Raw genomic sequence first — 10419 nt, forward strand, 5'->3', positions numbered from 1 at the left:
CCCCCCTCCCCCCCCAGGGGGAGAAGGGCCGGGGATGAGGGGGAGGCACAACCAAGTCACCGTGCCGAGACCTTCCCCTCACCCCGGGGAGGGGCGCTTTTATGCCCGCCCCAACGAACTTCGTATAGAGGTCTTTGCCGCCTTCAAACCCGGCGGACCCGGATGACCACATCCACGCCCTCAACCACCATGCCTTCCGGCGCATCAGGCAACGCCCCCAGCTGCACCTGTCCCGGCGCCACGTCTTCCAGTATGCCGGAGTCGGTGTGGTACATATGATGATGGGGGGTCATATTGGAATCGTAGAAGAGTCGGGCCGGGTCCACCAAGACCTCCCGAATCAGACCCTTCTTCGCAAACAAGCCCAGCGTGTTATAGACGGTGGCCTTGGACACCAGAGACTCTACTGCGTTGACCTGCACAAGCACCTGATCGGCGCAGACATGCTGCGGCCTCTCGAACAGGGCCATGGCGATGTCCACCCGCTGCTGGGTGGGCGTGATGTGGTGCTCGCGCAGCATCTTTATCACGGCCTCCCGCTCCAGAGCTGCGTTGGGATGTACCTGTCTCATGGGCATAACCATCACGATTGCGTTTAGACAAAGTCTAGCACAGAAACCTGGGCGCATCGGCCAGCACAAAGAACGTGAAGGCACTAAAGCCTGAGTCCGGAGGAAGGATACGAAAGGGAATTGGAGCGGGTGATGGGAATCGAACCCACGTCATCAGCTTGGGAAGCTGAGGTTCTACCATTGAACTACACCCGCGCAGTGGCCATAGTGTATGCGCTCGGGGTTCGCTTCTCAACGGCTATATGCACGGGGCACTCTGCGCCCCGGAGCTGCTTTACGTTAAGATGTTCGCCCCCAACGATCCGTCTTTTGAAGAACATTCCATAATGGAAATCATTGTCAATGGCGAAGCCCGCCAGCTACCGGAGCCGTCCACCGCAGCCACTCTGGTGGAAGCGCTGGGTCTGACCGGACGGCGCCTGGCCATGGAAGTGAACGGTGAGCTGCTGCCACGCAGCCGGTTCGACACATACCGCTTCAACGCCGGCGATCGCATCGAGATCGTGCAGGCCATCGGTGGCGGTTAATCCTCAACACATACACGGTATCCCCATGTCGACCACAAGCCACTCCCCGGATACGGCTACCGATTCCCCCCTGGTGATCGGTGGCACCACCTATCGCTCCCGCCTGCTGGTAGGGACCGGTAAATACAAGGACCTGGAAGAAACCCGCCAGGCCACCGAGGCCAGCGGTGCCGAGATCGTCACGGTGGCCATCCGCCGCACAAACATCGGCCAGAATGCGGGCGAACCCAATCTGCTGGATGTGCTCCCGCCGGATCGCTACACCATTCTGCCCAATACGGCCGGCTGCTATACCGCCGAAGATGCCGTGCGCACCTGCCGCCTGGCGCGGGAACTGCTGGATGGCCACGATCTGGTGAAACTCGAGGTGCTCGGCGACGAAAAGACCCTCTACCCCGACGTGGTACAAACCCTGAAGGCTGCGGAAACCCTCGTCGCCGAAGGCTTCAAGGTGATGGTCTATACCAGCGATGACCCGATCCTGGCCAAGCACCTGGAAGACATCGGCTGTGTGGCCGTCATGCCTCTGGCAGCCCCCATCGGCTCGGGCCTGGGCATCCAGAACCGCTACAACGTGCTGGAGATCGTGGAAAACGCCAATGTGCCCATCCTGGTGGACGCCGGCGTAGGCACGGCCTCGGATGCGGCCATCGCCATGGAACTGGGTTGCGACGGCGTGCTCATGAATACCGCCATCGCCGCCGCCCGCAACCCGGTCCTCATGGCCTCGGCCATGAAACACGCCATCCTGGCCGGTCGCGAGGCCTACCTGGCGGGCCGGATGCCGCGCCGGCGCTATGCCTCCGCCTCGTCCCCCATCGACGGCACCTTCTTCTAATCCATCGTTACTATCGGCGGGCCCACCCGGGTCCGCCATGGCCTGATCCCGCCTCATGACCAACTCACTGCCTTTCATGCCCACCACTGACGGCCGTCGCCGGATCCGCAGCTTCGTCCGCCGCGAAGGACGACTGACCACCGGTCAGCAGCGCGCCCTGGATGACCTCTGGCCGCGCTGGGGGCTGGCATTCACGCCGGAACCCCTGGATCTGCCCGCCCTGTTCGGCCGACAGGCACCGGTCACGCTGGAGATCGGGTTCGGTAACGGGGAATCGCTGGCACGGATGGCCGCCGAAGACCCGGACCGGAACTTCATCGGCGTGGAAGTCCATCGCCCCGGCGTCGGCCATCTGCTGCAACACATCGAAACCCTGGGGCTGACCAACCTGCGGGTAGCCTGCCACGATGCGGTGGAAGTCCTGAAGCTGCAGATCCCGGCAGGATCCCTGGACCGGATACAGATCTATTTCCCCGACCCCTGGCCGAAGAAGCGCCATCACAAACGGCGCCTGGTACAGCCGACCTTCGTGGCATTGCTGGGATCACGCCTGCGGGCAAGCGGCCTGCTGCACCTGGCCACCGACTGGGAACCCTACGCCGAACACATGCTGACGGTGATGAATCAGGCCGCCGGATTCCGCAACCTGGCCGGCGAGGGTTTCAGCCCCCGCCCCGAATACCGCCCGCTGACCAAATTCGAGCAACGAGGGCAACGGCTGGGACACGGCGTGTGGGATGTCATGTTCACCAGGGAACCGGGCGCTACTTGACCACCAGCACCGGACAGGGGGCATGACCGATGACCCGTTCGGAGACACTGCCCATGAACAGGCGCTTGAGACCTGTGCGGCCGTGGCTGCCGACGACGATCAGATCCGCACCCCGGCCGCGGGCCACATCCACGATCACCGCATCCGGCCGCCCCTGTTCCACCATACCCTCCAGCCCGGCACCCCGCCCCCGACGTTCCCGCATCAGGGTATCCAGTACGCGCTGCACCGTCTGACCGGCCTCTGCACGGCGCTCCTCGTCCAGATCCGCTGAAGTGACCGTCAGCACCGTCAGCGGCAGTTCACAAACCTCAGACAGGTGCGCTGCCGCCACGCAGGCGGCATCCCCCAGGCGGGACCCATCCGTCGCCACCAGAATTCGGCGGCGGGGACGATCCGCTCCCTGGGCGGCCACCAGCACACTGCAGGGGGCATGACCGATGATCCTGGCGGTGGAATCCCCCACCATCAGGCGGGCCAGGTCACTGCGCTGCCGACGCCCCACCACGATGCAGTCCACACGCTTTTCCTCCGCCGCCTGCACCACGGGCAGATAGGCATCCACGCCGTGGCGGATCACAGTTTCGCAGCCAATGCCCATATCCACGGCTCGCTTGCGCAAGAGTTCCAGATCATCCCGAGCGGCCGCCGTCTCATCCGCCACCCGGTCGGGCGCCATGGATTCGTATTCCGGATTGGTCAGCACCACCCGCATGAGGATGAGTCGGGACTCGCACCGGGATGCCGCGCCCAGCGCCACGGCCTCGGCACCGGCGCTGCATTCCGTACCGTCGGTTGCCAGCAGCAGGGTCTGGAACCGCCCCACGGGGGAGAGCTGTGAGTCCATGGCAGGGGTCTCTTAACAAAGGATTCTGTCAGATGAGCATAGCGAACTTGCAGACCTTCGGACCAGAGGCGACGCCGCACCCGAGGCGCCAAGAGAACAGTTGCATTTCGGGAATACAGTGAAATAATGGAAAGGTTTGGCGCATATATACCATAATCTAATACACATATAATCGATATGGAATCACTGGTTCTAACACCGCAGATGATGGTGGTCCTGGGGCTACTGGGACTCACCGTCGTGCTCTTTGTCACCGAAGTGGTTCGAGTGGACGTGGCGGCCATCTGCATCATGGTGCTGCTGGGCCTGATGAGCCTGGTACCGGGCCTGCACGACGTCACCGATGTCCAGAACCTGTTCAACGGGTTTGCCAGCAACGCGGTCATGTCCATCATCGCGGTCATGATCATCGGGGCCGGGCTGGACAAGACCGGCGTCATGACCCATGTAGCCGGCTTCATCATGAAGATCGGCGGGCACACGGAGCGACGCATCTTGCCCATGGTGTCCGGCGCTGTGGGCGTCATCTCCAGCTTCATGCAGAACGTGGGCGCCGCCGCCCTGTTCATCCCCGTGGTCTCCCGGATCAGCGCCCGTACCGGGCTAAACATGTCCCGCCTGCTCATGCCCATGGGGTTTTGCGCCATTCTCGGGGGCACGATCACCATGGTGGGCTCCAGCCCCCTGATCCTGCTCAACGACCTGCTGCCGGAGGGCATGGAGCCCTTCCAGCTCTTTGACGTGACCCCCATCGGGCTCGCCCTGGTAGCCACCGGGATTCTCTATTTCGTCCTGCTGGGGCGCTACGTCCTGCCTGTCACAAAGGGGGAAAGCACCAACGCGGAAAGTACCGAGGCCTATTTCCAGCGGGTCTACGGCCTGGACTTCGTGATCCGGGAAATGCGCCTGAGCGACGGTAGCCACCTGGCAGGCCAGACCGTCGGTGATCTGGAACGGGAGTTTCCCATCATCATCGTGGCCACGTTCATGAACGGCGAGCGCCGGATCGGCCCCTGGAGCGGCCTGGCCATCGAGCCCAATGCCCATCTGGCCCTGCTGGGGCGCCATGAGGCGCTGGAGGCCTTTGCCGCCAGGACCGGCAACCGGCTCAGCGACCGACTGGATATCTTCGCCGATGCCCTGGCCCCCAACCGGTCCGGGATCGGCGAGGTGGTGATCCCGCCCAGTTCCCACCTGGTGGGCCGCTCCGTCACCGACATTGCCATGCGCAAGACCTACGGGCTGTCGGTGCTGGGCATTCATCGGGGCGAGGAAACCATCCGCCAGGGCCTGCGAGAAGTTCCACTCCAGGCGGGGGATGCCCTGGTCTGCCATTGCCGCTGGGACTCGCTGGCCCGAATCGAGAAGGACCGGGACTTCGTGGTCATCACCAGCGACTACCCCCACGAGGAGCTGCGCCCCCAGAAGGTGCATTTTGCCCTGACCTTCTTTCTCATCACCCTGACCCTGATCCTGTTCACCGAGCTGCGTCTGTCGGTGGCCCTGCTCACGGGGGCCGTGGGCATGATCCTCACCGGCGTGCTGAGCATCGATGAGGCCTACCGGGCAGTGAGCTGGAAGACGGTCTTCCTGCTGGCCAGCCTCATCCCCCTGGGCGCCGCCGTGGATCAGACCGGTACCGCCGCCTGGATCGCCCAACAGACCCTGTCTCTGCTCGGCCAGGTATCTCCCTGGATTTTGCAGGCCACCATGGCCATACTGGCCACGTTCTTCACCTTGGTGATGTCCAACGTGGGAGCCACGGTGCTACTGGTTCCGCTGGCGGTGAGCTTTGCCGTCGCGGCACAAGGCATGGGCATGGACGCGGACCCGAGGGTGTTCGCCCTCACCGTGGCCATCGCCACCTCCAATTCTTTCCTCATCCCCACGCACCAGGTCAACGCCTTGATCATGGGTCCCGGTGGCTACCGGGTTATGGACTTCGTGAGGGCGGGGAGCATCATGACGATTCTGTTCCTGATCGTATCGCTGGTGATGCTGAACCTGGTGTTCTAGGCGCATCCCGATACGAGGCAGGACTCACGACGTGCACACGATAACAAGGCGCACGGCCCCGGCCACTGGTGCGCCGCAAAAAATAATGGGTCGCAGACTTTTACCATCAAGCAAAGAGGAGTCAGAACATGTCGAAGAAACATCCCATCGTGGCCGTCACAGGCTCATCCGGCGCCGGCACTTCCACCGTCAAAAACGCCTTTGAGCACATTTTCCGCCGCGAACACATCAACCCGGTGGTCATCGAGGGTGACAGTTTCCATCGCTACAACCGGACGGAAATGAAGCAGGCGATGAAAGAGGCGGGCACCCGGGGCAACAATCATTTCAGCCACTTCGGCCCCGATGCCAACCTGTTCGACAAGCTGGAGGAACTGTTCAAGACCTACGGCGAAACGGGTACCGGCAAAAAGCGCTACTACATCCACAATGATGATGAGGCCGCCCATCACAATGCCCGCCTCAACAGCAACCTCAAGCCCGGCGAATTCACCTCTTGGGAAGATATTACCGACGGTACGGACCTGATGTTCTATGAGGGCCTGCACGGCCTGGTGAAGGATGGTGACGTGGACGTATCCCGGCATGTGGACCTGGGCATCGGCGTGGTCCCCATCGTCAATCTGGAGTGGATTCAGAAGATCTTCCGTGACAACGCGGAACGAGGTTACACCGCCGAGGCCATCGTCGACACCATGCTGCGGCGCATGCCCGACTACGTGAACTTCATCACCCCGCAGTTCTCCCGCACCGACATCAACTTCCAGCGGGTGCCCACGGTAGACACATCCAACCCGTTCATTGCCCGCGACATCCCCACCCCGGACGAAAGCCTGGTGGTGATCCGCTTCCGCGATCCCAAGCGCTTCGGGGTGGATTTCGTCTACCTGCTGAACATGATCCATGACTCCTTCATGTCACGGCGCAACACCATCGTGGTGCCCGGCGGCAAGATGGGGCTGGCCATGGAAATCATCCTGGCCCCCATCATCCGCGACCTGCTGGAAAAACGCAGATAAGTCCCGTCACGCCCGGCATCGCAGGGGACTTCCACGCGGGAGTCCCCGACGAATATCCATCACGGACAGACCCATTGCCGTGTCATTGCGCACATCCTGGATTACCATGCCCTGAACGCTTGAACCGGACAGGAGAAGATCATGCAATACAGGCCTCTGGGCACCTCGGATATCACGGTGAGCGAACTCTGCCTGGGCACCATGACCTGGGGCGAACAGAATACCGAAGCCGAGGCCTACAGCCAGCTGGACATGGCAGTGGACCACGGCATCAACTTCATCGACACGGCGGAACTCTACCCGGTCCCTCCCGGCGCGGAGACCCAGGGCCGTACCGAAACCTACCTGGGCAACTGGCTGGCCCGGCGGGGAAGCCGTGATGACCTGGTGATCGCCACCAAGGCCGCCGGCCCCGGCAGCGAGCTGGGGCATATCCGCGGCGGCCCCCGCCATGACCGCGCCCACCTGGAGCAGGCCCTGCACGACAGCCTCCAGCGTCTGCAGACCGACTACGTGGACCTGTACCAGATCCACTGGCCCATGCGCAGCACCAACTACTTCGGCAAGCTGGCCTATGAGCACCAACCGGAAACGGATGACACTCCCATCGCCGAAACGCTGGCAGTGCTGGGAGATCTGGTCAAGGCGGGCAAGGTGCGCACCGTCGGCATTTCCAATGAGACACCCTGGGGCCTGATGGAATACCTGCGCGTGGCCGAGCGCCAGGACTTGCCTCGCGTCGTCTCCATCCAGAACCCCTACAACCTGCTCAACCGCAGTTTCGAAGTGGGGCTGGCGGAAATGGCGCACCGGGAACAAGTGGGGCTGCTGGCCTATTCACCCATGGCCTTCGGCGCCCTGAGCGGCAAATATCTGGAGTCCCCGCCCGCAGATGGTCGCCTGAGCCTGTTCTCCCGGTTTTCCCGCTACTCCGGGGAACACGGCGTAGCGGCCATCCGCGCCTATGTGGACATCGCCCGGCGCCACGGGCTGTCACCGGCCCAAATGGCACTGGCCTTCGTCAACAGCCGCGGCTTTTTGACCAGCAACATCATCGGCGCCACCCGACTGGATCAACTGGAAGAAAACATCGCCAGCCTGGACATCACATTGAGCGAAGCCGTCCTGGTGGAGATCGAGGCGGTGCACCAGCGCCACACCATCCCCTGCCCATGACGTCATCACGAGGAGGACACACACCATGGCAAGAACAGAATCCAAGATGCTGGAACTGGGCACCCCGGCCCCGGCATTCCACCTGCCCGACCCGAGCACTGGCCGGCAGGTATCCCTGGATGACTTCCCCGATGCCCGGGGCTATGTTATCGCCTTCATCTGCAATCACTGCCCCTTCGTGCAGCTGATCCGTCATGAATTTGCCCGTTTCGGCCGAACCTATACCGACAAGGGGCTGGCGGTCATCGCCATCAATGCCAATGATGTCGAGAACTACCCGGAAGACAGCCCGGAGAAGATGCAAGACGAGGCCCGTCGTTTCGGCTACACCTTCCCCTACCTGTTCGACGAGACCCAGGCGGTGGCCAGGGCCTATGATGCCGCCTGCACGCCGGATTTTTATCTGTTCGACGCAGACCGCCGTCTGTTCTACCGGGGACAGTTCGATGCCTCCCGCCCCGGCAGCGACATCCCGGTCACCGGCGAAGACCTGCGCGCCGCCGCCGATGCCCTGCTGGCAGGGCAGCCGGCGCCGCAGGAGCAGAAGCCCAGTCTGGGCTGTAACATCAAGTGGAAGGAATAGTACCAGCCACCCTTCTCCCCTTTTGGGGAGAAGGGTGGGGGATGGAGAGCCGTCACGGCCCGATCAGGGCATCCACGTGCACACAGGCCGACCGCCCCAGGGACGACAGGGCATACCCCCCTTCAAGACAGGACACCACCCGCCCTTCACCATGACGCTGGGCAATCTCCCGCAGTTTGCGCGTCACCCAGGCGTAGTCGTCCTCAATGAGCATGAAGTCGGCCATGTCCTCCTCCCGATGGGCATCAAAACCGGCTGAGATCATCATCAGCTGGGGCCGGAAGGCCTCCAGAGCCGGCAGCCAGTGCTCCGCCACCGCTTCTCGGAAATCCGTACCCGTCGTCCCCTTGGGCAGCGGCACACCGACGATATGCGAGGTATCCGCCTCCGTGCCGGTAAAGGGATAGAAGGGGTGCTGGAAGGTGGAACAGAACATCACCCGTGGCTCATTCCGGAAGATCTCTTCCGTCCCATTACCGTGGTGGACATCAAAATCCACCACCGCCACTCGCTCCAGACCGTGACGCGCCAAGGCATGGGCGGCCCCTACTGCAATGTTGTTGAAGATGCAAAAACCCATGGCGCGGGCACGCTCCGCGTGGTGACCCGGGGGGCGCACGCTGCAGAAAGCCGAGTTGGCCTCACCGCCCATGACCAGATCCACCGCCAGGATGGTCGCCCCCGCCGCGCGCCGGGCCGCCTGCAGGGTATGCTCGGTCATCACCGTGTCCCCCTCATCCAGACAGACCATCCCGCCCACGCCCGGTGCCGAGGCCTCCACCCAGTCAATATAATCCTCGGCATGGACGCGCAGCAGCTGTTCCCGGGTGACCAGGGGCGCGTCGTAATAGCGCAGCAACATACCCAGCCCCGAGGCCAGCATGCGATCATCAATGGCCGCCAGACGCTCAGGCACCTCAGGATGATGTGTGGCAACCCGATGCAGGGTACAGTCATGATGGGTGATGAATGCGATGGTCATGGTCATGGACTCCTTGATAGTCGTGACCATACTACCGCGAAGCAGTGCAGCAAAAAGAGGCGCGCAAACTGATGAAAGCCCTACTCGGAAAGCGGTTTCGCCGCACCGCAGCATCCACCGTACTATACTCGGACGAACACTCACTCAGGGGCATCGACCGTCGAATCATGGGACCTCACTTTCTCAGCCGCATCTTCACCCCTCGCAGCGTGGCCGTCATCGGCGCCAGCGAGCGGCCCAACGCCCTCGGCACCCTGGTCTTCAGCAACCTCATCGATGCCGGCTTCAATGGCGAGCTCTACCCGATCAATCCCAAGCATGAGAACGTCCAGGGTCGCAAGGCCTACCCGGATGTGGAAGCCATCGGTCGTCCGGTGGACATGGTGGTCGTGGCCACGCCCGCGCGCACGGTGCCCGGCATCCTGCGTCATTGCGGCGAACACGGGGTAAAAGGCGCCGTGGTCCTGTCCGCCGGGTTCAGCGAGGGTGGCCGGGTGGGCAAGCGCCTGGAACAGGAAGTGATGGAGATCGCCAAGGAGTACGATCTGCGTCTCCTCGGTCCCAACTGCCTGGGCATCATGCGTCCCAGCCGGGGCATGAACGCCACTTTCAGCAATAACCGGGCCCAGCCCGGCAACCTGGCCCTGGTCTCCCAGTCCGGCGCCATCTGCACCGGCATCCTGGACTGGGCGGAAAGCCAGGAGATCGGCTTTTCCGCCGTGGTCTCCATGGGCGATGCCTCGGACGTGGACTTCGGCGAGGTGCTGGACTACCTGGCCCTGGACCGGGAGACCCGCAGCATCCTGGTCTATGTGGAAGGGGTCCGCAACGCCCGACGATTCATGAGCGGCCTGAGGGCAGCGGCCCGCATGAAACCGGTCATTGTCATCAAATCAGGTCGTCATGCGGAAGGCTCAAGGGCGGCCATGTCCCATACCGGCGCCCTGGTCGGGGCCGACGATGTCTTCGACGCCGCCCTGGAGCGCGCCGGCGCCGTGCGGGCCATGACCATCCAGCAACTGTTCTCCGCGGCCCGCATCCTCTCCAGCGGCTACAAGATCGAAGGCAATCGACTGGCCATCGTCAC

11 protein-coding genes and 1 tRNA gene are annotated in these 10419 nt (G+C 63.0%); 8 read left to right on the forward strand and 4 right to left on the reverse strand.

The features are described 5' to 3' along the window. Positions 1–143 precede the first annotated feature (143 nt). Together LQ952_RS14170 and LQ952_RS14175 are read right to left on the reverse strand one after the other, a co-directional pair. Positions 144–572, reverse strand: a complete 429-nt coding sequence (locus LQ952_RS14170; RefSeq protein ID WP_430733430.1) for a Fur family transcriptional regulator — start codon at positions 570–572, stop codon at positions 144–146. 121 nt (positions 573–693) lie between these two features. Further along, positions 694–767, reverse strand: a tRNA-Gly gene (locus tag LQ952_RS14175). A gap of 131 nt (positions 768–898) precedes the next feature. Between LQ952_RS14175 and thiS the strand changes: the two genes are divergently transcribed. Genes thiS through trmB form a run of 3 tightly spaced genes read left to right on the forward strand, consistent with a single transcriptional unit; the run spans position 899 to position 2709 of the window. Next, positions 899–1099 carry a sulfur carrier protein ThiS gene (thiS, locus tag LQ952_RS14180; RefSeq protein WP_238623276.1) on the forward strand — a complete coding sequence of 67 codons (201 nt, stop codon included), beginning with the start codon at positions 899–901 and terminating at the stop codon, positions 1097–1099. Positions 1100–1124: 25 nt separating this feature from the next. Further along, a complete protein-coding gene (locus LQ952_RS14185) occupies positions 1125–1937 on the forward strand; it encodes a thiazole synthase (RefSeq protein ID WP_238623277.1) in 813 nt (270 codons plus the stop codon). 55 nt (positions 1938–1992) lie between these two features. Further along, positions 1993–2709: a tRNA (guanosine(46)-N7)-methyltransferase TrmB gene (gene trmB, locus LQ952_RS14190; protein WP_238623278.1), complete on the forward strand. Its 717-nt coding sequence runs from the start codon at positions 1993–1995 to the stop codon at positions 2707–2709. On the opposite strand, the gene LQ952_RS14195 is transcribed toward trmB, so the two are convergent. Continuing rightward, the gene (locus LQ952_RS14195) at positions 2702–3556 is read right to left on the reverse strand and encodes a universal stress protein (RefSeq protein WP_238623279.1); all 855 of its coding nucleotides are present in this window, start codon (positions 3554–3556) and stop codon (positions 2702–2704) included. The two genes, trmB and LQ952_RS14195, sit on opposite strands and share 8 nt — an antisense overlap. A gap of 177 nt (positions 3557–3733) precedes the next feature. Here LQ952_RS14195 and LQ952_RS14200 point away from each other — a divergent pair, with 177 nt between their 5' ends. The 4 genes from LQ952_RS14200 to LQ952_RS14215 all read left to right on the forward strand — a co-directional run bounded on the left by LQ952_RS14200 (position 3734) and on the right by LQ952_RS14215 (position 8350). Further along, the gene (locus LQ952_RS14200) at positions 3734–5572 is read left to right on the forward strand and encodes an SLC13 family permease (protein WP_238623280.1); all 1839 of its coding nucleotides are present in this window, start codon (positions 3734–3736) and stop codon (positions 5570–5572) included. 128 nt (positions 5573–5700) lie between these two features. Beyond that, positions 5701–6591: a phosphoribulokinase gene (locus tag LQ952_RS14205; RefSeq protein WP_238623281.1), complete on the forward strand. Its 891-nt coding sequence runs from the start codon at positions 5701–5703 to the stop codon at positions 6589–6591. A gap of 141 nt (positions 6592–6732) precedes the next feature. Next, positions 6733–7767: an NADP(H)-dependent aldo-keto reductase gene (locus LQ952_RS14210; protein WP_238623282.1), complete on the forward strand. Its 1035-nt coding sequence runs from the start codon at positions 6733–6735 to the stop codon at positions 7765–7767. Between the two features lie 25 nt (positions 7768–7792). After that, complete coding sequence (locus LQ952_RS14215) at positions 7793–8350, forward strand: thioredoxin family protein (protein ID WP_238623283.1); 558 nt, start codon at positions 7793–7795, stop codon at positions 8348–8350. Positions 8351–8402: 52 nt separating this feature from the next. Here LQ952_RS14215 and LQ952_RS14220 read toward each other — a convergent pair whose 3' ends face one another. Further along, on the reverse strand, positions 8403–9332 hold the full coding sequence (locus LQ952_RS14220; protein ID WP_238623284.1) for a histone deacetylase family protein: 930 nt from the start codon (positions 9330–9332) through the stop codon (positions 8403–8405). Positions 9333–9499: 167 nt separating this feature from the next. Between LQ952_RS14220 and LQ952_RS14225 the strand changes: the two genes are divergently transcribed. Continuing rightward, the coding region (locus tag LQ952_RS14225) for an acetate--CoA ligase family protein (RefSeq protein WP_238623285.1) at positions 9500–10419 on the forward strand (920 nt) is incomplete at its 3' end.

Source organism: Ectothiorhodospira lacustris, from assembly GCF_022227785.1.
Classification (GTDB): Bacteria; Pseudomonadota; Gammaproteobacteria; order Ectothiorhodospirales; family Ectothiorhodospiraceae; genus Ectothiorhodospira; species Ectothiorhodospira lacustris.

Bases quoted from the DNA above. Each gene is read 5' to 3' on its own strand.
- thiS (WP_238623276.1), top strand. From the start codon at position 899: ATGGAAATCATTGTCAATGGCGAAGCCCGCCAGCTACCGGAGCCGTCC.
- LQ952_RS14215 (WP_238623283.1), top strand. From the start codon at position 7,793: ATGGCAAGAACAGAATCCAAGATGCTGGAACTGGGCACCCCGGCCCCG.
- LQ952_RS14220 (WP_238623284.1), bottom strand. From the start codon at position 9,332: ATGACCATCGCATTCATCACCCATCATGACTGTACCCTGCATCGGGTT.
- LQ952_RS14200 (WP_238623280.1), top strand. From the start codon at position 3,734: ATGGAATCACTGGTTCTAACACCGCAGATGATGGTGGTCCTGGGGCTA.
- LQ952_RS14170 (WP_430733430.1), bottom strand. From the start codon at position 572: ATGAGACAGGTACATCCCAACGCAGCTCTGGAGCGGGAGGCCGTGATA.
- LQ952_RS14185 (WP_238623277.1), top strand. From the start codon at position 1,125: ATGTCGACCACAAGCCACTCCCCGGATACGGCTACCGATTCCCCCCTG.
- LQ952_RS14195 (WP_238623279.1), bottom strand. From the start codon at position 3,556: ATGGACTCACAGCTCTCCCCCGTGGGGCGGTTCCAGACCCTGCTGCTG.
- trmB (WP_238623278.1), top strand. From the start codon at position 1,993: ATGACCAACTCACTGCCTTTCATGCCCACCACTGACGGCCGTCGCCGG.
- LQ952_RS14210 (WP_238623282.1), top strand. From the start codon at position 6,733: ATGCAATACAGGCCTCTGGGCACCTCGGATATCACGGTGAGCGAACTC.
- LQ952_RS14205 (WP_238623281.1), top strand. From the start codon at position 5,701: ATGTCGAAGAAACATCCCATCGTGGCCGTCACAGGCTCATCCGGCGCC.